20 protein-coding genes are annotated in these 22807 nt (G+C 53.3%); 12 read left to right on the top strand and 8 right to left on the bottom strand.

The window, feature by feature from the left end:
- Positions 1–83 precede the first annotated feature (83 nt).
- Positions 84–953 (top strand): phosphoribulokinase, encoded by an 870-nt coding sequence (locus ACQKDS_RS13085; RefSeq protein WP_399671108.1) that lies wholly within the window; start codon positions 84–86, stop codon positions 951–953.
- 60 nt (positions 954–1013) lie between these two features.
- On the opposite strand, the gene ACQKDS_RS13080 is transcribed toward ACQKDS_RS13085, so the two are convergent.
- Positions 1014–1421: an OsmC family protein gene (locus ACQKDS_RS13080; protein ID WP_399671106.1), complete on the bottom strand. Its 408-nt coding sequence runs from the start codon at positions 1419–1421 to the stop codon at positions 1014–1016.
- Between the two features lie 374 nt (positions 1422–1795).
- On the opposite strand from ACQKDS_RS13080, the gene crp reads away from it, so the two are divergent.
- Positions 1796–2428: a cAMP-activated global transcriptional regulator CRP gene (gene crp, locus ACQKDS_RS13075; RefSeq protein ID WP_023489059.1), complete on the top strand. Its 633-nt coding sequence runs from the start codon at positions 1796–1798 to the stop codon at positions 2426–2428.
- A gap of 244 nt (positions 2429–2672) precedes the next feature.
- On the opposite strand, the gene argD is transcribed toward crp, so the two are convergent.
- The 6 genes from argD to ppiA all read right to left on the bottom strand — a co-directional run bounded on the left by argD (position 2673) and on the right by ppiA (position 9543).
- Entirely contained in the window at positions 2673–3893 is a 1221-nt protein-coding gene (gene argD, locus ACQKDS_RS13070; protein WP_399671102.1) for a bifunctional acetylornithine/succinyldiaminopimelate transaminase, read from the bottom strand.
- Between the two features lie 130 nt (positions 3894–4023).
- On the bottom strand, positions 4024–4599 hold the full coding sequence (locus tag ACQKDS_RS13065) for an aminodeoxychorismate synthase component II (RefSeq protein WP_399671099.1): 576 nt from the start codon (positions 4597–4599) through the stop codon (positions 4024–4026).
- A gap of 58 nt (positions 4600–4657) precedes the next feature.
- Positions 4658–6184: a helicase HerA-like domain-containing protein gene (locus ACQKDS_RS13060; RefSeq protein WP_399671096.1), complete on the bottom strand. Its 1527-nt coding sequence runs from the start codon at positions 6182–6184 to the stop codon at positions 4658–4660.
- A gap of 214 nt (positions 6185–6398) precedes the next feature.
- A complete protein-coding gene (gene btsR / locus ACQKDS_RS13055; protein ID WP_399671093.1) occupies positions 6399–7124 on the bottom strand; it encodes a two-component system response regulator BtsR in 726 nt (241 codons plus the stop codon).
- On the bottom strand, positions 7124–8809 hold the full coding sequence (locus ACQKDS_RS13050) for a LytS/YhcK type 5TM receptor domain-containing protein (protein WP_399671185.1): 1686 nt from the start codon (positions 8807–8809) through the stop codon (positions 7124–7126). The genes btsR and ACQKDS_RS13050 overlap by 1 nt, the downstream gene beginning before the upstream one ends.
- A 164-nt stretch (positions 8810–8973) precedes the next feature.
- Positions 8974–9543 (bottom strand): peptidylprolyl isomerase A, encoded by a 570-nt coding sequence (gene ppiA / locus ACQKDS_RS13045; protein ID WP_399671090.1) that lies wholly within the window; start codon positions 9541–9543, stop codon positions 8974–8976.
- A gap of 319 nt (positions 9544–9862) precedes the next feature.
- Between ppiA and ACQKDS_RS13040 the strand changes: the two genes are divergently transcribed.
- The 6 genes from ACQKDS_RS13040 to tsgA all read left to right on the top strand — a co-directional run bounded on the left by ACQKDS_RS13040 (position 9863) and on the right by tsgA (position 15599).
- The gene (locus ACQKDS_RS13040) at positions 9863–10168 is read left to right on the top strand and encodes a PTS sugar transporter subunit IIB (RefSeq protein WP_399671087.1); all 306 of its coding nucleotides are present in this window, start codon (positions 9863–9865) and stop codon (positions 10166–10168) included.
- 16 nt (positions 10169–10184) lie between these two features.
- Positions 10185–11510 (top strand): PTS sugar transporter subunit IIC, encoded by a 1326-nt coding sequence (locus ACQKDS_RS13035; protein WP_399671084.1) that lies wholly within the window; start codon positions 10185–10187, stop codon positions 11508–11510.
- Between the two features lie 60 nt (positions 11511–11570).
- Positions 11571–11873: a PTS lactose/cellobiose transporter subunit IIA gene (locus ACQKDS_RS13030; protein WP_399671181.1), complete on the top strand. Its 303-nt coding sequence runs from the start codon at positions 11571–11573 to the stop codon at positions 11871–11873.
- Positions 11870–13180, top strand: a complete 1311-nt coding sequence (locus tag ACQKDS_RS13025; protein ID WP_399671081.1) for a 6-phospho-beta-glucosidase — start codon at positions 11870–11872, stop codon at positions 13178–13180. Before ACQKDS_RS13030 ends, ACQKDS_RS13025 begins: the two co-directional genes overlap by 4 nt.
- A 68-nt stretch (positions 13181–13248) precedes the next feature.
- Positions 13249–14226: a LacI family DNA-binding transcriptional regulator gene (locus ACQKDS_RS13020; RefSeq protein ID WP_399671077.1), complete on the top strand. Its 978-nt coding sequence runs from the start codon at positions 13249–13251 to the stop codon at positions 14224–14226.
- A gap of 188 nt (positions 14227–14414) precedes the next feature.
- On the top strand, positions 14415–15599 hold the full coding sequence (gene tsgA / locus ACQKDS_RS13015; RefSeq protein WP_399671074.1) for an MFS transporter TsgA: 1185 nt from the start codon (positions 14415–14417) through the stop codon (positions 15597–15599).
- A gap of 141 nt (positions 15600–15740) precedes the next feature.
- On the opposite strand, the gene ACQKDS_RS13010 is transcribed toward tsgA, so the two are convergent.
- Complete coding sequence (locus tag ACQKDS_RS13010; protein ID WP_399671071.1) at positions 15741–17024, bottom strand: cytosine deaminase; 1284 nt, start codon at positions 17022–17024, stop codon at positions 15741–15743.
- A gap of 546 nt (positions 17025–17570) precedes the next feature.
- Between ACQKDS_RS13010 and nirB the strand changes: the two genes are divergently transcribed.
- From nirB to cysG, 4 genes are read left to right on the top strand one after another with little or no spacing between them, the layout of a single operon-like run.
- Complete coding sequence (gene nirB / locus ACQKDS_RS13005) at positions 17571–20120, top strand: nitrite reductase large subunit NirB (RefSeq protein ID WP_399671069.1); 2550 nt, start codon at positions 17571–17573, stop codon at positions 20118–20120.
- Positions 20117–20452 (top strand): nitrite reductase small subunit NirD, encoded by a 336-nt coding sequence (nirD, locus tag ACQKDS_RS13000; RefSeq protein ID WP_399671067.1) that lies wholly within the window; start codon positions 20117–20119, stop codon positions 20450–20452. Before nirB ends, nirD begins: the two co-directional genes overlap by 4 nt.
- 39 nt (positions 20453–20491) lie before the next feature.
- Positions 20492–21292 (top strand): nitrite transporter NirC, encoded by an 801-nt coding sequence (gene nirC / locus ACQKDS_RS12995; protein ID WP_399671064.1) that lies wholly within the window; start codon positions 20492–20494, stop codon positions 21290–21292.
- Between the two features lie 48 nt (positions 21293–21340).
- Complete coding sequence (cysG, locus tag ACQKDS_RS12990; protein WP_399671062.1) at positions 21341–22744, top strand: siroheme synthase CysG; 1404 nt, start codon at positions 21341–21343, stop codon at positions 22742–22744.
- Positions 22745–22807 lie beyond the last annotated feature (63 nt).

The following is a 22807-nucleotide window of genomic DNA, read 5'->3' as shown; positions in this document are numbered from 1 at the left end:
TTTATCTCGGCCGCCAAGCCGCGCGCCTGAAGATGCAGCGTATGACTGATAACTTGCGCATTTTAGACGGAGTAATACACCCTATGTCCGCCAAACATCCTGTTATCGCAGTAACCGGCTCCAGCGGCGCCGGCACCACCACCACCAGCGTGGCATTTCGTAAAATATTCCAGCAGTTGAATATCCGCGCCGCGCAGTTGGAAGGGGACAGCTTTCACCGTTATACCCGCCCGGAAATGGATGCGGAGATCCGCAAGGCGCGCGATCTGGGTCGTCATATCAGCTATTTCGGCCCAGAAGCCAATGATTTTGGCCTACTTGAACAAAGCTTCCTCGAATATGGCCAAAACGGCTCTGGTCGTTCACGCAAGTATCTACATACCTACGATGAAGCGGTACCCTATAATCAAGTGCCGGGGACATTCACGCCGTGGGAAGCCTTACCAGAGCCAACCGATGTTTTGTTCTATGAAGGGCTGCATGGCGGCGTGGTCACCGAGCAACATGACGTCGCGAAACAGGTCGACCTTCTCGTCGGCGTGGTACCTATCGTCAACCTTGAATGGATCCAGAAACTGATCCGCGATACCGGTGAACGCGGCCATTCTCGTGAAGCCGTGATGGATTCCGTGGTGCGATCCATGGACGATTACATCAACTACATCACGCCACAATTCTCTCGCACGCATATCAACTTCCAGCGTGTACCCACGGTGGATACTTCTAACCCATTTGCCGCGAAAGCGATTCCTTCACTGGATGAAAGTTTTGTCGTGATTCACTTCCGCGGATTGGATCATATTGATTTCCCTTACCTGCTGGCGATGCTGCAAGGCTCCTTCATCTCACATATCAATACGCTGGTCGTGCCGGGCGGAAAAATGGGGCTGGCGATGGAGCTGATCATGGCGCCACTGGTACAGCGGCTACTGGAAGGGAAAAAAATCGAATAACGCTTCGGCTATGCCTGGGGCGCAGTCGCATGTTGAACCGCCAGCGCCGCGCCCGAGATCTTACTCTACGTCACGCACCTCAAAGCTGTGGGATACCTCGGCGGCTTTCCCCAGCATCAGCGCCACTGAACAGTATTTTTCAGCGGAAAGATCCACCGCACGCTCAACCGCTTTCTCACTCAGCCCTTTACCACTCACGATAAAATGCAGGTTAATGTGGGTAAATATCCGCGGGGCTTCTTCGCGACGTTCAGAACTGAGTTTGACCTCGCAATCGCACACCGCATGGCGGCCTTTTTGTAAGATCGAAACCACGTCGATCGCACTGCAACCACCGACTGACATCAACACCATTTCCATCGGGCTAGGTGCCTTATCGCCTGCGTTGCCATCCATCAGAACCTGATGACCAGACGCCGACTCACCTAGAAACGTTAATCCCTCAACCCACTTTACTCTTGCCTGCATTCTGATTACTCCGGTTAATTTCTTAAAATCAGACTACGCGTTCACACGCAAACTGGCAATGGAACCTGACGCCGGTCATGTGTGAGCGAGACAACACAAGACACCCGCCTCACTCTGTGCTACAAACAAAGCCGAAATAATTCTTGCTGGACACTGATTTTCAGGGAAATGCCCGCAGAAAGGTGCCTAATTTGGTATGTTAACAGAATGTAGCTTGCAGCGCTCACAGCAAGTTAATATGCTAGGGCAATAGCGTATTTTACGGCACGCCTCAAAACGGTTAAATGGCAGTCACTCACCGTCAGCCCTAACTCGTTTGACAGGGAACTCTGACCCCTGTGATACAGGCAGATTACAACAGAGGATAATAGCGAATGGTTCTCGGCAAACCGCAAACAGACCCGACTCTCGAATGGTTCTTGTCTCATTGCCATATCCACAAATATCCATCAAAAAGTACGCTGATTCACCAAGGTGAAAAGGCCGAAACGCTTTACTACATCGTGAAAGGCTCCGTAGCGGTGCTCATCAAGGATGAAGAAGGTAAAGAGATGATCCTGTCCTATCTCAATCAGGGCGATTTCATCGGCGAGCTTGGATTATTTGAAGAAGGTCAGGAGCGCAGTGCCTGGGTAAGGGCCAAAAGCGCCTGTGAAGTGGCTGAAATTTCTTATAAGAAATTCCGTCAGTTAATCCAGGTTAACCCTGACATTTTAATGCGCCTGTCGGCACAGATGGCAAGCCGTCTGCAAGTCACCTCAGAGAAAGTGGGTAACCTCGCTTTCCTTGATGTTACCGGCCGCATTGCGCAAACCTTGCTGAATCTGGCTAAACAACCGGATGCCATGACTCACCCAGACGGCATGCAAATTAAAATTACCCGTCAGGAAATTGGCCAAATCGTCGGTTGTTCACGCGAAACGGTCGGCCGTATTCTGAAAATGCTCGAAGATCAAAATCTGATTTCCGCACACGGCAAAACCATTGTCGTTTACGGCACGCGCTAATCAGTAAAAAACGGCACATCACGCGCCGGTTCAGACTGCTGACAAAGCTCGTTATGAGGGAAAGCGTGGCTGTGGGGTCGTAGTGGCGTAAGCCACCGGAGCACCCCTCGCTACGCTAGGCCCGGGTATCTCGGGGGCCATAGACGACTTCGTCATCAAGCTCAAAACGGCGCCTCACGCGCCGTTTTCTCTTTGGGTTAGATTATCCGCTCTGCTCGGGTTTGATAACACACCGTTTAGGGTATTAACCTGCCTTCACCACATCCTGCACTGCCCGTTCAAACCGTGCCATACCTTCTTCAATATCTTGCAGCGCGACCACCAATGAAGGGGCGAAGCGAATCACATTTGGCCCAGCATTCAAAATCATCACCCCCCGAGCAGCTGCGGCATTCAGGAAATCACGAGCCATACCACGGTAAGCCGCCGTCAGTTCTGCGCCAATCAGCAACCCCATACCGCGAATATCGCTGAAAACCCCGTATTTATTACCGATCTCAGTCAGAGCCGAGACATAAAGCGTATGACGTTGTTCGACGCCACTCAACACCTCATGCGTATTGATCACGTCTAACGCGGCTTCGGCTACCGCACAGGCTAACGGATTACCGCCATACGTGGTGCCATGCGTACCGACCTGCATCACCGAGGCAATCTCTTCGGTGGTCAACATAGCACTCACCGGGAAGCCACCGCCCAATGCTTTCGCGGTGGTTAAAATATCCGGCGTCACACCGTAATGCATATAGGTAAATAGTTTACCACTGCGACCCATACCGCTTTGCACTTCATCAAACACTAATAACGCCTGATGCTGGTCACATAGCTCGCGTACGCCCTGCAAGAATTGCGCTTCGGCCGGTGTGATGCCCCCCTCCCCTTGAATCGGCTCCATCACCACCGCGCAGGTCTGATCATCCATTACCGCCTTCACCGCCGCCAGATCATTGAAGGGAACATGCACGATGTCGGCCGGTTTGGGCCCAAAACCGTCAGAATATTTCGCCTGCCCGCCAACCGATACGGTAAACAGCGTGCGGCCGTGGAACGCATTGTAGAAAGCGATAATTTTGGTTTTGTAAGGGCTGTGGCGGGTGATGGCGTAATGGCGGGCTAACTTGAACGCGGCTTCGTTAGCCTCAGCTCCCGAATTAGCAAAAAATACACGATCGGCAAAAGTCGCGTCGACCAGTTTGGCCGCCAAGCGCAAAGCCGGTTCATTGGTGAATACGTTACTGGTATGCCACAGGGTTTCTCCCTGTTGCTGCAATGCTGCCACCAACGCCGGATGACAATGCCCCAGCGCGGTCACCGCAATGCCACCCGAGAAATCGATATACTCTTTACCTTGACTGTCCCACACGCGGCTCCCTTTACCTTTAACGGGAACAAACTGGGCTGGTGCATAAACAGGCAGAATCACCTGATCAAACGTGCTACGGTTAACGGTGTATTTTTCGGTCATTATCGGCCCACCCTGAGCGCTATCGGTTTCTGACAGGATTATTAAGTGAAATTATAATCACAAAATATGCATAAAAAACCAATCAAGGGCAAACCTAAATCACCGTTAACGATAAATAAATCGTAATCGATTAACTTTTAAGGAAATTATCCAACAACTGGTGCCCCTGCTCACTCAAAATACTTTCCGGGTGGAATTGCACCCCTTCCAGCGCCAATGTGCGGTGGCGAATACCCATAATCTCGTCACGCTCGCCATCGCGTTCGCTCCATGCAGTGATGTCGAAACAATCTGGCAAAGTAGCAGCATCCAGCACTAAGGAATGATACCGGGTGACGGTGAGGGGATTATTTAGCCCACGAAACACCCCGTGGTTACTGTGGCAAATTGCCGAGGTTTTGCCGTGCATCACCTGCCGAGCCCGCACCACATCGGCACCAAACGCCTGCCCCAATGCCTGATGGCCGAGGCAAACACCGAGTATCGGCAGACGACCAGCAAAATGGCCGATCGCCGCCAGCGAAATGCCCGCCTCATTTGGCGTACAGGGTCCGGGTGAAATCACTAAATGTTGCGGAGCCAGCCGTTCAATATCGGCCAGTTGCAGTTCATCGTTACGCTTCACCAACACCTCTGCACCCAGCTCGCAGAAGTATTGGTAAAGGTTATAGGTGAAAGAGTCGTAATTATCGATCAGCAGCAGCATGACAAGTCCCGCAGAAAAAATGCTGCGCTAGTGTACTGCCACTGACGTTATTTGCCGCTTATTTTTTGCGACCCCCGCTAAATGAGCCTAAAATACCACGCAGAATTTTTTTGCTGAGGTCACGCGCCATGCTCTTGGCGGCGGTTTGCACGATACCGTCACGCTTACCACCGCGTGGGCCGGTGGAGCCAAACAACAGCTCGTTTAAACTGCCCATCAAGCCGCCGCCACTTTGCTGGCCAGCCTTCGATGCCGTTTTATCCACCGCTTCCGCATCCTCGCCCACAGTAGAGAACCCTTCGGCCGACAGTTTTTCGTAAGCGGATTCACGGTCGATCATCTCTTCGTATTGGCCGTACAGCGGCGATTGGTTAATCGCGCGGTTCAATCCCTCAGCACCCAGCACACCCATTTTGGACTCTGGCGCAATCACCATCGCCCGCTCCACCACGTTCGGCCGCCCTTTTTCATCCAAGAATGACACCAACGCTTCGCCGACGCCCAACTCAGTAATAGCGCTTTCGGCATCAAAGTCTGAATTAGCACGCAACGTTTGGGCGGCCGCTTTCACCGCTTTCTGATCGCGCGGCGTAAACGCGCGCAGCGCGTGTTGCACCCGGTTGCCTAACTGGCCTAGCACGCTGTCTGGAATATCCAGCGGATTTTGCGTGACAAAGTAGATACCCACGCCTTTTGAACGAATCAGGCGTACTACCTGCTCGATCTTGGTCAAGAGTGCAGGTGGCGCATCGTTGAACAGCAGATGGGCTTCATCAAAGAAGAACACCAACTTAGGTTGCTCAGGATCGCCCACCTCCGGCAGATGCTCGAACAACTCGGCAAGCAACCACAGTAGGAACACCGAATACAATTTTGGCTGATTGATCAGTTTATCTGCCGCCAGCAGGTTGATATTACCGCAGCCATTAGCATCGGTTTTCATCAGATCCTTGATGTCCAGCATCGGCTCGCCAAAGAACTGATTGGCGCCTTGTTCCTCCAGCGTCAATAACCCACGCTGGATCGCGCCGACCGATGCCGAAGAGATGTTGCCATATTGGGTCTGGAACTGTTTCGCGTTATCCCCAACGTATCGCACCATGGCACGCAGGTCTTTCATGTCGAGTAACAGCAGTGCATTATCATCGGCGATTTTGAACACCAATTGCAGCACGCCGCTTTGTACCTCATTCAGATCGAGCAAACGCGCTAGCAACAATGGGCCAAGATCGGAAACGGTCGCGCGGATCGGGTGCCCCTTCTCGCCATAAATATCCCACGGGATAATCGTATTGGCCTGCGGCTGCCAGTCCGTGACGCCAATCGCCGCCAAACGCGCCTGTAACTTTTCGTTGGCAACGGCCTCAGTGCCAATGCCAGACAGATCGCCTTTCACATCAGATAAAAATACCGGCACGCCCAAGCGCGAGAACTGCTCAGCCATTTTTTGCAGCGTCACGGTCTTACCGGTACCGGTCGCACCGGTGATCAGGCCGTGACGGTTAGCCAATGCGGGCAGAATCACCAAATCTTTTACCGGTTTCCCCTCTTTCATCGCTTTGGCGATAATCCGTGCTTCACTCATGTTCTTTTCCTTTGACGCTGACGCGGCGCACATGCGCCTGTTGCTGGCTTTCTGCTACGCATTGCGCAGAGGTGGTCAACAATCATACAGCTTGAAGTATAATGGGTATAAAGCTATAAGCGCGGCTTAACCGCGTCAAGGGCAAACAAACAGAGCAGACCGCTAAACGTTTCTCTCAGGTTAACCCGTCGCCGCCTATCGCCCTATTTATCACTCATCCACGCAACCCTAGCTGTTCTTTGAGCGATTTCAGATAGCGGCGACTGACTGGTATCGGCTCCCCCACCGGCATGATCATTTCCGCCCCGCCGCTTTCTTCAAAACGGATCTCACGCACCTGCTCCAAATTGACCAGATATTGCCGATGGCAACGCAGCAGCGGCGTCCGATTTTCCAACGTGCGTAACGTCAGCTCAGTGAAACATTCCATGCCATCGTTACGCACAACATACACGCCGCTTAAACGGCTGCGGATAGCGATGACCTCATCGAAACGCAATAAATAGATGCGGCTTTGACCGGTGCAGGGAATGTATTTCAGATAGCCCTCGCTTTCTGGCAACGCGGTCATATCCGGCGCTACGCGACGCTGCTGTAGCCGTTGCAGAGTTTTATTCAAACGCTGGGGCTCTGCGGGTTTCAACAAATAGTCAAAGGCATGTTGTTCGAATGCTTGTAAGGCGTATTCATCATACGCGGTAAGAAAGACTATGGTTGGCATACGATTGGGATCGAGCATACCCACCATTTCCAACCCGCTGATACGCGGCATTTGAATATCTAAAAAAACCACGTCCGGCTGCACACGGTGGATCTGGCTAATGGCTTCTATCGCGTTGGCACATTCGCCAATGACCTTCACGCCGCTTTCCTTTTCCAGCAGGTGACGTAAATTATCACGGGCGGATGGCTCATCATCGACAATTAATACCTTCAACATCAGGCTGCCCTCACCATCGGAATGTTAAGCGTAATACAGGTATAGGCCTCCGGTTCGCAGCTCACCTGCACACCATAATCCTCGCCGTAACGCACACGAATGCGCTTATCCACCAGGTTCATGCCTAGCCCAACCCCCGAGTTTTTCGCCTGGAACAGGCCGGCATTATCCGTCACCTGTAACAATAGCCGTTCCCCCTCACAACGCGCACCAATATCGATTCTGCCAATCCCCAAAAGATGCGAGGTGCCATGCTTAATGGCGTTCTCAACGATAGGCTGCAACGAAAAGGCCGGTAAACGCACCGCCAGTAACGCCTCTGGTAACGAAACCGCAATTTCCAACCGTTCGGCAAACCGTGCCTTTTCGATTTGTAGATAGGCATTAACGTGCTCGATCTCATCCGCCAGCGTCACTTCATCCTCGCTACGTTTGAGGTTCTTACGAAAGAAAGTAGAAAGATATTGCACCAGCTCACAGGCACGCTCGCCGTCACGGCGAATCACCGCCACCAGCGTATTCAACGCATTAAACAGAAAATGTGGGTTTACCTGTGCATGCAGCAGTTTGATTTCAGACTGAGCCAACAGCTGTTTGTGCCGTTCATACTGTCCGGCCATAATCTGTGCCGATAGCAGGCTGGCAATGCCCTCGCCCAACGTGCGGTTGATGGTGCTAAACAGTTTGCTCTTCGGTTCATACAGTTTGATAGTGCCAATCACCCGCTGATTCTCGCCGCGCAGCGGGATCACCAGCGTGGAACCCAGTTTGCAACTGCCATTAATCGAGCAGCGGTACGACAGTTCATTGCCATCGGCATACACCACTTCGTTGTTGTCGATGGCGCGATGGGAATGCGCAGAGGAAATGGGCGTCCCCGGCAGATGGTGATCGTCGCCAATACCGATAAATGCCAGCAGCTTGTCGCGATCGGTGATCGCTACCGCACCGATCCCCAGTTCCTGATAAATAATTCGCGCAACTTTCATGCTGTTTTCCTGATCGAAACCTTGGCGCAAAATACCTTCCGTACGTTCTGCCAGCTTCAACGCTTTAGAGGAAAACGCACTGGTGTACTTCTCAAACATAGCGCGCCGATCCAACAAGATTTGTATGAACATAGCCGCACCTACGGTGTTGGCAATCAGCATCGGCAAAGCGATGTATTCCACCAATCGCAAAGCTTCATCAAATGGGCGGGCAATGGCCAGAATAATCACCATTTGCAGCATTTCGGTCACCAACGTGACGCCTGCGACGAACAACGGATTAAACAGTAAACCCATGCGCCCGCGCCGTATGGCTACACTGTGCACCAGCCCCCCTACTAGCCCTTCGGCAATCGTGGATATCGCGCAAGCGACATCGGTCATCCCACCGAGCGTATAACGGTGCACGCCGCCGGTTAACCCGACCAGAAAACCCACCGACGGCCCGCCCAGCAAACCGCCCAGCACGGCACCGATGGCACGGGTATTGGCAATGGAATCCTGAATATGCAGACCAAAATAGGTCCCCATAATGCAGAACACCGAAAAGATTAAATAGCACAGGAGCTTATGCGGCAGGCGGATCGTCACCTGCGTCAGCGGGGTAAATAACGGGGTTTTGCTCAATAAGTAGGCAATGACAAGGTATACGCACATTTGCTGCAATAGCAGCAAAACCTGGTTAAATTCATAAATCACAGCAATTCATCCTGAACAAGGAAGGCATATCGCGCCGGGTAGCCGGTCTGGATATAAGCTGGCGATTAAAGCATGTGCGGAGGAATAAAACAGTGATGCAGGCAAAACTTCAGAGGCGTGATGGAAACAGGCCGGCTCCCACAGGGGAACCGGCAACATGCTTACGGTAAGACTTTCGCTGACAAAATGACGATAGGTTTGGTCGGCACATTCTGATAAGGCCCGACGTTACCGGTCGGCACTTGGGAAATTTTATCGACGATCTCCATGCCCTTCACCACTTTGCCGAACACCGCGTAACCAAAGTCACGCTGGCCATGATCCAAGAAGGCATTATCTGCGACGTTCAAGAAAAACTGGCTGGTCGCGCTATCTTTTTCTGCCGTACGCGCCATGGAGATGGTGCCACGCAGGTTACGCAGGCCGTTATCTGCCTCGTTTTTGATTGGCGCTTTCGCCGTTTTTTGCTGCATATCCGCAGTAAAGCCGCCACCCTGCACCATAAAACCAGGGATAACACGGTGGAATACGGTGTTGTTATAAAAACCGCTGTTCACGTAATCAACGAAGTTTTTGGTTGATACCGGTGCTTTCTGACTGTCGAGCGCCAATTCTATATTCCCGGCTGAGGTGGTCAGCATAACGTGGGTTTCACCCGCGGCCAAAGCGGCAGGTGCCATTGCTGTCAGGGAACACAGCGCAACGAAGGTCACTAAAGTACGTTTGAACATGGATGGGTCCTTTCTCTGAGAGACAAACAACGGGAAAGCGCATTGATTCTAAAGAGCTGCCCCAGCGAGTGCCAGCCATTTATTAATATTTACGCAAATGTGGGACGTTTCTTACGATGTCCCGAATTTTACTGACAAAAGTATGATCGCCAAGCTTATTTTTGCCAAGCCGATCACGCATTAATTACCCCATTCGGCTCTTCATCGCTATTTGCGACTTATCTCGCATTTTGATTTCACATTCCAGCTACCCTTAATGAATGAGAGCGCTCTCATTTTGAGCCAACGATGAAAATCACACTAATCCTGGAGAGCAATAATGAAAAAAATAGTGCTGTGTTGCGCCGCGGGGATGTCCACCAGCATGCTGGTTAAACGCATGCAAGCTGAAGCGGAAAAGCGAAAGTTAGCCATTGAAATCAAAGCCGTACCCGCCGCTGAGTTTGAAGCCGAGTTGACGAGTGCAGACGTCGTACTGCTCGGGCCACAGGTGAAATATGAACTGGCGCGCTTTAACAAAATTGCCGAGCCGCACGGCTTGCCCGTCGCGGTGATCGATATGATGGATTACGGCACCCTGCGCGGCGACAAAGTGCTGGATCATGCCCTCAATTTACTAGCCTGACGCGGCGGACATCATCATGAGCCTGTACGCTTCCCTGATGCGCGGGGTGGAGAACCACATCGCCCCCTTGGCTGGCCGCATCGGCAGCCAGCGCCATATTATTGCTATCCGCGATGGTTTTATCAGTGCCATGCCGTTTCTGATTGTCGGCAGCATCATGCTGATCGTCGCCAACCCACCGTTTGACGCCCACACCACCTCCCGTTTTGGCCGCGCGTGGATCGGCTTTGCCAAAGAACACTGGGACACCATCACCCTGCCATTCTTTATGACCATGGGATTGATGAGTGTGTTCGTGTCTATCGGCACCGCCTACAGCCTGGCGAAACATTATGGTTTAGACGCCTTAACTGCGGGTCTACTGTCGCTGATGGCGTTCCTACTGGCCGCCGCCCCACAGGTCGACAACAAAATGTCACTCGACTTCCTCGGCGGCCAAGGGGTATTCACCGCGCTAATCTGTGCAATTTGGTCGGTGGAGCTGGTTCGCTTACTGAAAAAGTACAACATCACGATACGCATGCCAGAGCAGGTACCACCGGCGATTGCTCGCTCGTTTGAACTGCTTTATCCGGTGGTCGGCATTCTGCTGACGGTTTACCCGATCAGTATTCTGCTGCAGAGCGAATTTCAGTTGTTGCTACCGGCGGCGATTATGCAGGTATTTCAACCATTGATTTCCGTGGGTGACACCTTGCCAGCCATTTTGCTGATGGTCTTGATTGCCAACCTACTGTGGTTTGCCGGTATTCATGGCGACAACATCGTCACCGGCCTGCTTAACCCGATCTTTATGGCGAATCTGGCCACAAACGCCGCCTTAGTGGCGCAAAGCGCCGCGACAACGCAAACCCTCACCGCACCGTTTTGGTCATTTTATGTCTGCATTGGCGGGTCCGGTTCCACGCTGGTGCTAGCCTTACTTTATCTGCGCAGCCGTTCGGTTCATCTGCGTACCATCGGCAAACTGAGCGTGGTGCCTTCCGTATTCAACATCAATGAACCCTTGCTGTTCGGCTCGCCCGTCGTGATGAACCCAACGCTGTTTATTCCGCTGATTGTGGTACCGATGATTAACGCCACGCTGGCTTATTTCGCTCTGCACTGGGACTGGGTAGAGAAGATGGTCGCCATGGCACCGTGGACCACCCCAGCACCGATCGGAGCCATGATCTCTGCCTCATGGGATATCCGCGCCATCGTGCTGGTATTGCTGCTGATGATCATCGATCTCGCTATCTGGCTACCGTTCTTCAAGGTGTATGAAAAACAACTGTTGACGCAAGAACAAGCGCAAGCCGAAGCCGAACGCGCAGCAACCGATGCCGCCGCAGCACAGTAACAGGAGCACAATGTGAGTGAATTAACCGCTGAAATCAGTACCGATTTTGAAAGTACCATCATGGAACTGCTGGTGTTTTCCGGCAGTGCGCGCAGCAGTGCGTTAATGGCATTACAGCAGGCACGGGCGGGCGATTTCACCGCATCTGCCGCACAGATGGCTGAATCGAAAGAGGCCGTGAAACAGGCTCATCGCATCCAGACTCAACTCATCAGCCTGGACGAAGGCAGCGGCAAGCTGGCGATGAATCTGATTACCGTCCACGCCCAAGATCATTTGATGAATGCGATGGTGATTCAGGATTTAGCCGATGACATGATTGAACTCTATCGCCGTCAGGCACAGCAGGAGGCACGCCCATGAGCTCGCTAAAAATTGCCATTATTGGTGGCGGAAGCAGCTACACACCGGAATTGGTCGACGGACTGATCCAGCGAATTGAATCGTTGCCGGTGAGCGAGCTGGCACTGGTTGACGTTGAAGCCGGCCGTGAGAAAGTGGCCATTATCGCGGCGTTAACCGAGCGTATGCTGGCGCGTCACGGATTGGAGCAGATTAAGGTCAGCGTGCACTTTGCCTTAGACGACGCGATTCGCGGGGCACAGTTCGTACTGACTCAACTGCGCGTCGGCCAGCTACCGGCACGCGCTGCCGATGAACGATTGGGGCTGAAGTATCATCTTATCGGCCAAGAAACCACCGGCGTCGGCGGCTTTGCCAAAGCATTACGCACCATTCCGGTGATGTTGTCGATTGCGCGCAAAGTTGAGCAACTGGCACCCGATGCCTGGATCATCAACTTTACCAATCCGGCAGGGATGGTGACCGAAGCCGTATCCCATTATACCAAAGCAAAAATCATTGGTCTGTGTAATGTTCCAATCAGTATGCATCACATGATCGCCAACATGCTCAACGCGCCCTATGACGATGTGCAGCTGCGCTTCGCCGGGTTAAACCACATGGTTTGGGTTCATCAGGTGCTACAAAACGGCCAAGACGTCACTGACAACGTGATCGATATGCTGTGCGACGGCGCAACGCTGACCATGAATAACATCAAGGAAGAACCGTGGCCACCAGCGTTTCTGCGTGCTGTCGGCGCCATCCCCTGCCCTTATCATCGCTATTTCTACCAAACGCAGGCAATGCTGGCCGAAGAAACCGCGGCCGCTGCCGAACGCGGCACCCGAGCAGAACAGGTGATGCAGGTAGAGAAAGAGCTATTCGCACTGTATGCCGATCCGCAGTTGGATAGCAAACCAGAGCAGCTCAGCTTCCGCGGCGGCTCTTTCTATTCGGAAGTGGCGCTGGAACTGATCCGCGCGATCCATAATAATCTCGGCACGCAATTAGTGGTCAATACCGCAAACCGTGGCGCTATTCGCGGTTTGCCGGACGATGCGGTGATAGAAACAAACTGTATTGTCGATGCTCAGGGCGCTCACCCGTTAGTTTTCGGCCCATTGCCTGATGCCATGCACGCACTGACCCAACAGGTGAAAGCGTATGAACGGCTAGCGATTGATGCCGCAGTACACGGCGATCGCCAAAGCGGCTTGTTGGCTCTGGTCACCAATCCTTTGGTTGCCAACGCCGACATTGCCCAATCACTGCTCGACGAGGTGCTTACGGTGAATAAAGCCTATTTACCGCAGTTTGATGCCTAGGGGTTTACCTGAGCCCCCCACCACGCGCATGCCAACAACGACACCGCTCGAAAGAGCAAGGGGATAGGGTGACACTGGAAGATGTAGCTAAGCTCGCAGGCGTATCGCGCGCCACGGTATCGCGCGTCGTGAATGGCGACAGCAAGGTTAAAACACCGACGCGTGAAAAAGTCGAACGCGCCATTGCGCAGCTTGGCTACACGCCGAATCCGGCGGCGCGCGCGTTGGCCTCAAGCCAGAGCCATACGTTGGGTCTGGTGACCACCTCATACCGAGGCGGTTTCTTTGGCGCACTGATGGATTTTGTTCAGACAGAGGCCGAATCCCACGGCAAGCAGTTGTTGGTAACGCAAGGGCGTAACAGCGCTGAGAACGAACTGCTGGCGATCCAACGTTTATATAGCCTTCGCTGCGACGGTGTGATCTTGCATGTGCGTTATCTCAGTGACGAGGTTTTACGGCAGTTAGCGGCCGATCAGCGGCGTTTTGTTCTGCTCGATCGCTTGGTGCCCGGCTTGGAGGATCGTTGCGTTATTTTTGATCATCAGCGCGCCAGCCGCCTGGCAACACAGCAGCTCATCGATGCCGGTCATCAACGCATTGCCTGCATCAGCGGGCCACGGCAACGGGCATCCAGCCAGTTGCGTTTTTTAGGGTTTGAGCAGGCGATGCAGGCGGCTAGTTTGACCCCTATAGACTGTTTGGAAGGTGTTTACGATCTGGATAGCGGGTACCAATGCGCCGATCGCCTACTGCGGAGGAAAGTGCTCCCCACGGCAATATATTGCTGTAACGAAGAAATGGCCATTGGTGCCTTATTAGCCATCAATGAACGTCGGTTGCGCGTGCCGCAAGATATCTCACTGATTTGTTATGACAGCGGTGAACGCGCACAATTTGTGCGCCCAGCGCTTTCCAGCGTGCATTTTCCCATTACCGACATGGCACAGTTCGCCACACGTTTGCTGATCGACCCGCTCACGCCACAAGCCAGCTTTGCGCCGATCATTATCCCCCGGGACTCCATTGCCATCTTGGCAGGATAGTTCTCTCACCAGCCCACGATCATTTCATAACTTACATCAAAAAATAGACAATCATCACAAAAACCCGCCTGAGCTATGCTAGGATTCGCCCCCTGGTAGCCGGAGACGGGTTTTTACTGCTTTTACCAGAAAAAATCTGTCGTCTGCTGCCAAACAACAAAATCCAATCTACCAATCGGGCTTATTCAATGAATAACAGCAACCGCATCCGGCTAACATGGATCAGCTTCTTCTCTTATGCGCTGACCGGTGCCTTAGTGATCGTCACAGGAATGGTGATGGGGAATATTGCAGAGTACTTTAACCTGCCAGTTTCCAGCATGAGCAACACCTTCACGTTCTTAAACGCCGGCATTTTGATCGCCATCTTCCTAAACGCGTGGTTGATGGAAATCATCCCCCTGAAGCGCCAGCTCATCTTCGGTTTCCTGCTGATGGTCTTGGCGGTGATCGGCCTGATGGTCGGCAAGAGCCTCACGATGTTCTCCCTCTGCATGTTCATCCTCGGTGTAGTGAGCGGCATTACCATGTCGATCGGCACCTTCTTGATCACGCATATGTATTCTGGCCGTCAGCGCGGTTCGCGCCTGCTGTTTACCGATTCTTTCTTTAGCATGGCCGGAATGATTTTCCCGATAGTCGCGGCGATGTTATTGGCGCGACATATCGGTTGGTATTGGGTTTACGCCTGTATTGGGCTGTTGTATGTCGCCATCTTCGTGCTAACCCTGTGTTCAGAATTCCCGGTGCTGGGCAATAAAGGCACCCAAGCGGGTGAGCCGGTCGTCAAAGAGAAATGGGGTATCGGCGTCCTGTTCCTGTCGATCGCCGCATTGTGCTACATCCTCGGCCAATTGGGCTTTATCCAGTGGGTGCCGGAATACGCCACCAAGTCCCTCGGTATGAACATCCATCAGGCGGGTAAGCTGGTCAGTGATTTCTGGACCTCTTACATGATCGGCATGTGGGTATTCAGTTTCGTACTGCGCTTCTTCGATCTACAACGCATTGTCACCGTCCTGGCGGCATTGGCCAGCGGCGCGATGTACATGTTTGTCAGCAGTGACGATCCGCAGTCGTTACCGTACTACATCATGGCCTTAGGCTTTGTTTCCAGTGCCATCTACACCACACTGATCACACTCGGTTCACTGCAAACCAAGGTATCGTCACCAAAACTGGTGAACTTTATTCTGACCTGCGGCACCATCGGTACCATGTTGACCTTCGTGGTAACCGGCCCGATTGTGGCAAAAGGCGGCGCACATGCAGCACTGACCACTGCAAACGGTCTGTATCTGGCAGTATTCGTGATGTGTCTGCTGTTGGGTTTTGTGACCAAACACCGCAGCCACGGCCACGTGACGCAGTGATGAATAAGCGATTTACCCACTGATCACAGCCTGCATCGGGGCGCAGCGCGCTGCGCCCATCAGCAAACGTACCGGATTGACTTGGACCGAACAAATTCGCCACAACGCGGTGAGTAACCGGTTAATTGCTGAGAATGTCACTCATTGACGGAAATCAACCTTCTCTTCACCGGACAGATACAGCGTAGTTTCTGCCGGACGGGTTTGCGCGATCACGCCCCCCTGACGGATGGAGTAACGCACTGGCGTCTGGCGGCGCACCGCGTCAAAACCACTTTCTGCCGGCAAAATCACTAGATTGGCACTGTTTCCTACCGCCAGTCCGTAATCCTGTAACTGCAGGGTACGGGCGCTGTGGGTGGTAATCAGACGCAGTCCATCATTAATTTGGTCGTATCCCATCAGTTGGCAAACGTGCAGCCCCATATGCAGTACCTGTAACATATTGGCAGTGCCGAGCGGGTACCACGGATCGAACACGTCATCGTGGCCGAAACAGACGTTAATGTCTGCGTCGAGCATCTCTTTGACTCGCGTGATGCCACGGCGTTTTGGGTAACTGTCGAAACGCCCTTGAAGATGAATATTGACCAAGGGATTGGCGACAAAATTAATGCCAGAGAGCTTCAGCAAGCGGAACAGCCGTGACGTATAAGCGCCGTTGTAGGAGTGCATTGCCGTAGTATGGCTGGCGGTCACCCGACTCCCCATCTCCAGTTTCAATGCTAATGCCGCAACGGTTTCGACAAAGCGCGACTGCTCATCATCGATCTCGTCGCAGTGCACGTCCACCAAGCGATCATATTTTTGCGCCAACGCGAATGCTTTGTGCAACGACTCCACGCCATATTCGCGCGTAAATTCAAAGTGGGGAATCGCCCCCACGACGTCCGCACCAAGGCGTAGCGCCTCTTCTAACAACGCCTCCCCGTTCGGGTAGGACATAATACCCTCTTGTGGAAAGGCAACGATTTGTAATGTTATCCAAGGCGCAACCTCTTGCCTCACCTCCAGCATGGCACGCAGGGCGGTCAAGGTCGGATCGGAAACGTCAACGTGGGTACGCACGTACTGCACGCCATTAGCAATCTGCCATTTCAGCGTTTGCCATGCGCGCTGCTTTACATCGTCATGGCTCAAGCGTGCTTTACGCTCCGCCCAGCGTTCAATGCCTTCAAACAGCGTACCAGACTGATTCCACGCCGGTTGCCCGGCAGTTTGGGTGGTATCCAAATGGATATGCGGCTCAACGAATGCGGACAGTGCCAGCCCACCTTCAGCATCCAGCGTCTCACTGCGCCACTCAACACCTTCTGGCTGCGGGATCAAATGGGCAATTCGGCCTTGCTCAATCGCCATCTGCCACAATCCTTCATGGCCACCGAGACGTAAATTATCAATATATTTCAATTGGTTGATCGACATACTACTCCTTGATATGTTGTATAGATTGGCGACAGGTCAGCACGGCATCATTTCATCCCGCGCTCACCAGCCCGACGTATTGCTACCTTGTTACCGCTCATCCTCTACGACGCCATCGCTATCATCTCGCGTAGTCGGTTAACCCAATAATCAAAAACACGTGCGTCGCTCATCTACAGGAGAGTGCCAAAAAATATCCGCCGCCCTAAGAGCTGATTATATAACCACTACGCACTCTGTGTGCCGATGAATAACTGACCAAAATCTCAAAAGACGGCTCACAACAAGCAATCGTTTTCGTCTCACGTTCGCTACGCCAATTGACGCATTGTCGTCAATCCATCGGTATTACTTCCAAATGGGTAATATTCTCATTAACTGGCACGATTCAGCTAAAGTTGAATAAAAACCGTAAGTTATAAATTCCCCATTAAAATCATGGAAATACCACATTTGAGGTATATATAACTGTGGTTGATGTATATCAATAAACTACCCTCTGAGAAGAATAATGTAGCGCCAGGAAATCAGAATTTTGAGGCAATAATGAGCAGAGTCAAACTTGCTGTCATCGGTAACGGCATGGTCGGCCACCGGTTTATCGAGGATTTGCTGGATAAAGCAGAGCCCGACACATTCGACATCACCGTTTTTTGTGAAGAACCGCGCATCGCCTACGATCGCGTACACCTTTCTTCCTATTTCTCCCACCATACGGCTGAAGAACTTTCTCTGGTACGCGAAGGCTTTTACGAGAAACAGGGCGTAAAAGTACTGGTAGGAGAACGTGCCATTACCATCAACCGTGGTGAAAAGGTGATTCACTCTAACACTGGCCGTACGGTGTATTACGACAAACTGATTATGGCGACGGGTTCTTACCCGTGGATCCCCCCGATCAAGGGCGCGGAAGGCCAAGATTGCTTTGTTTATCGTACTATTGAGGATCTTAACGCTATCGAAGCCTGTGCGCGCCGCAGTAAACGCGGTGCCGTGGTCGGCGGTGGCCTGCTCGGTCTGGAAGCCGCTGGCGCACTGAAAAGCCTTGGTATTGAAACCCACGTCATCGAGTTCGCCCCGATGCTGATGGCCGAACAGCTCGATCCGATGGGCGGCGATCAACTTCGTCGCAAAATAGAACGCATGGGCGTTAAGGTTCACACCGGAAAAAACACCCAAGAAATCATCCACAGTGGGCAAAACGCACGTAAGACTATGCAGTTCGCTGATGGCACCGCGCTGGAAGTCGACTTTATCGTGTTCTCCACCGGTATTCGCGCCCAAGATAAACTGGCGCATCAGTGCGGGTTGGCCACGGCACGGCGCGGTGGCATCGTCATCAATGATTGCTGTCAGACTTCCGATCCCGATGTCTACGCCATTGGCGAGTGCGCCTCATGGCAGGAGCGCACTTTCGGGCTGGTCGCGCCAGGCTATAAAATGGCGCAGGTCACGGCCGACCACCTGCTCAATCGTGAAAATTGCTTCCAAGGCGCGGACATGAGCGCCAAACTGAAACTGCTGGGCGTCGACGTCGGCGGCATCGGTGATGCACATGGCCATACCGAAGGCGCACGCAGTTACGTCTATCTGGATGAAAACAAAGAAGTCTACAAACGCATCGTCGTCAGCGCCGATAACAAAACGCTGCTTGGCGCAGTATTGGTCGGCGACACCAGCGATTATGGCAATTTGTTACAGCTGGCACTGAACGGTATCGAACTGCCTGAAAATCCTGACAGCCTGATCCTGCCTGCCCATGCCGGCAGTAAACCGGCCATCGGCGTCGATTCACTACCGGAAACCGCCCAGATTTGCTCCTGTTTTGACGTCAGTAAAGGCGACATCATCAAAGCCGTTGGGATGGGTTGCCACACCGTCGCCGCGCTCAAAGCAGAAACCAAAGCGGGTACCGGCTGCGGCGGTTGTATCCCGCTGATTACGCAAGTTCTCAACGCAGAACTGAGCAAACAGGGCATTGAAGTTAACCATCACCTGTGCGAACACTTCGCTTATTCGCGCCAGGAGCTTTATCACCTGATCCGCGTCGAAGGCATCAAGTCGTTTGATGAATTACTGGCGAAATACGGCAAAGGCTACGGTTGCGAAGTATGTAAACCGACCATCGGCTCGCTGTTGGCTTCCTGTTGGAATGAGTACATCCTCAAGCCCCAGCACACACCATTACAGGATACCAACGACAACTTCCTCGGTAACATTCAAAAAGACGGCACCTACTCGGTCATTCCGCGCTCCGCCGGCGGTGAAATTACCCCAGATGGGCTGGTCGCCATTGGCAAAATTGCCAAAGAATACCATCTCTACACCAAAATGACGGGCTCACAACGTATTGCCATGTTCGGTGCGCAGAAAAACGATCTGCCCGCTATTTGGGCCAAATTGATCGAGGCGGGCTTCGAAACCGGCCACGCCTATGCCAAAGCATTACGCATGGCGAAAACCTGTGTCGGCAGCACTTGGTGCCGCTACGGCGTGGGTGATAGCGTCGGCTTCGGCGTCACGCTGGAACATCGCTACAAAGGCATCCGCACTCCGCACAAAATGAAGTTCGGCGTGTCCGGCTGTACGCGCGAATGCGCTGAAGCACAAGGCAAAGACGTGGGCATCATCGCCACCGAAAACGGTTGGAACCTGTATGTCTGCGGCAATGGTGGTATGAAGCCACGCCACGCCGACCTGCTGGCCGCCGATCTCGATCGCGATACGCTGGTACGCTACCTCGATCGCTTCATGATGTTCTACATCCGCACCGCCGATAAGCTGCAACGTACTTCGGTTTGGTTAGAAAGCCTGGAAGGCGGTATCGATTATCTGCGCAATGTGATTGTGGACGATAAATTGGGCATCAACGAGCAGTTAGAAGCCGACATTACCCGCCTACGTGATGCCGTGATCTGCGAATGGACCGAAACCGTTGAACACCCTGAGCTTCAGGTGCGCTTTGCCCACTTTATTAATAGCAGCCAGCGCGATCCCAACGTGCAAATGGTGGCTGAACGCGAACAACATCGTCCTGCACGCCCTGATGAACGCATCCCGGTTGTACAGTTAGACACAGAGGAGAACAACGCATGAGCCAGTGGATTACCGTTTGCCCCATCGCTGACATCCTGCCCGGCACTGGCGTATGCGCCCTGATTAACGAGCAACAGGTGGCGGTTTTCCGCCCGTATGCTGACGAACAGGTGTTTGCCATCAGTAACATTGATCCCTTTGCTCAGGCTAGCGTGCTGTCACGTGGCCTGATCGCCGAACATCAGGGAGAATTGTGGGTCGCCAGCCCGCTGAAAAAACAGCATTTCCGTCTGCACGATGGCCTCTGTATGGAAGACGAAAACCAATCGGTGGCACACTTCACCAGCCGTGTTATTGACGGCGTGGTTCAGGTCGCAGCATCCGGTACCTAGCCGTTGATGGGAAAAATCATCGCATTTTGAGGAAAAAATATGTTTACCGATACCATCAACAAATGCGCGGCGAATGCGGCGCGTATCGCCAAGCTGGCGAAAGAAAGCCCGTTGAGCTTCTGGATAAGTTCGGCGATGGCGGGGGCGTACGTTGGCCTCGGCATCATTTTGATTTTTACTCTCGGCAACCTGGTGGATCCATCCATTCGGCCTTTGGTGATGGGGGCTACCTTTGGCATCGCGTTGACGCTGGTGATTATTGCCGGTTCAGAGCTGTTCACCGGCCACACCCTATTCCTGACGCTCGGCGTAAAAGCTGGCACTATCTCGCAGAGCCAAATGTGGGCAGTGCTGCCGCAAACCTGGCTTGGCAACCTGCTCGGTTCGGTGCTGGTCGCCCTGATGTATTATTACGGCGGCGGCAGTTTATTGCCGGTGGATACCAGCCTGGTGCACAGCGCGGCACTGGCAAAAACCACCGCGCCCGCAGACGTACTGTTCTTTAAAGGCATTCTATGTAACTGGCTGGTGTGTCTGGCAATCTGGATGGCGCTACGCGTCGAGGGCGCGGCAAAATTCATCGCTATCTGGTGGTGTCTCTTGGCGTTCATTGCCTCAGGTTATGAACACTCCGTCGCTAACATGACGCTGTTTGCTCTTTCCTGGTTCGGCCTTCACAGCGAAGCCTATACGCTAGGCGGCATTGGTCACAATCTGCTGTGGGTGACGTTGGGCAATATGGTTTCTGGCGCCGTATTCATGGGGCTCGGTTACTGGTATGCCACGCCACGTGCGCAGCGCCCGCAGGCAGAGAAAGCCAGCGCCCGCCAAACGGCCTAAGACACGGGGGGCTTTTGCCCCCTTTTTTTGCTTCCCTGAGGATTGCCAATGGACTATTTACCCATTTTTTGTCAACTGCAACGCAAAGCCTGCCTGCTGGTGGGCGGCGGGGAAGTGGCTGAACGTAAAGCTCGTCTGTTGCTGGACGCCGGTGCCGAGCTAACGGTTAATGCCCGTGAATTTAATCCACAGTTCCGCCTGTGGGCTGAGCAAGGTCAGGTTACGCTGGCCGAAGGCGAATTCAGCGCGGCCTTACTGGCAGAGAAATGGCTGGTGATCGCCGCTACTGACCGCGTAGACGTCAACGCGCTGGTCTATCAATGCGCGAATCAGCAGCGGATATTTTGCAATGTGGTCGACGATCCCAAACGTGCCAGCTTTATTATGCCGTCAATTATCGATCGTTCGCCGATCATGGTCGCTGTCTCCTCCGGCGGCAAAGCGCCGGTCTTAGCGCGCCTGCTACGTGAAAAACTGGAAGCGATACTGCCTCAGCATCTTGGTCGCCTTGCTCAGTGGGGCGGCACGCTGCGCCAACGGGTGAAGCAGCATTTTCCACATCCCGCCACACGCCGTCGTTTTTGGGAAAAACTGTTCGCTCATGATCGCCTAGCACAATCACTGGCTAATCATGACGATCGCCTCGTCACGCAGCAGACAGAAGAGCTGTTCGATACGCCTTTAGCATCGCACGGGGAAGTCGTCTTGGTCGGAGCCGGGCCGGGCGACGCCGGTCTGCTGACGCTAAAAGGCTTGCAGCAAATACAACTGGCCGATGTGGTGGTGTATGACCGGTTGGTATCGGATGAGGTGATGGCGCTGGTTCGCCGCGACGCAGAGCGTATTTTTGTTGGTAAACGCGCCGGTCAGCATTGCGTACCCCAGGAGCAAATTAATCACATACTGCTTGAGCAAGCGCAGCACGGCAAACGCGTCGTGCGGCTGAAAGGCGGCGATCCGTTTATCTTTGGCCGAGGGGGTGAGGAGTTAGAAACCCTGGCCGAGGGGGGCATTCCGTTTTCAGTGGTGCCCGGCATTACTGCGGCTTCCGGTTGTTCAGCTTACAGCGGTATTCCCCTTACGCATCGCGATCATGCGCAAAGCGTACGGTTGGTCACCGGCCATGCGAAAGCCGATGGCGGTGTCGACTGGGCAACGCTGGCTGCCAGGCAGCAAACGCTGGTGTTTTACATGGGATTAGCACAGGCTGCAGAAATTCAGCGTCAACTACTGGCGCACGGTATGACGGCGAACACGCCAATCGCATTAGTAGAAAACGGCACATCCTGCCGCCAGCGCGTCATTGAAGGGGAATTGAGCCAACTGGCCTTGCTGGCGCAACAAGCCGCCAGCCCAAGCCTGATTATCGTCGGTAGCGTGGTCAGCTTACGTAGCAAACTGAATTGGTTCGCCAGCCGCACGACTGAGACGAACCAAGCAAAAAGCGCCTGACCGCACCGGGCGTGAGAACTGCCGCGCCGGCATCAACGCTCAGAGGCCGGGCATGCCCGGCCA

The organism is Serratia sp. NPDC078593, from assembly GCF_050268245.1.
Lineage (GTDB): Bacteria > Pseudomonadota > Gammaproteobacteria > Enterobacterales > Enterobacteriaceae > JBNNGK01.
This window is presented reverse-complemented; position numbering and strand designations above follow the sequence as displayed.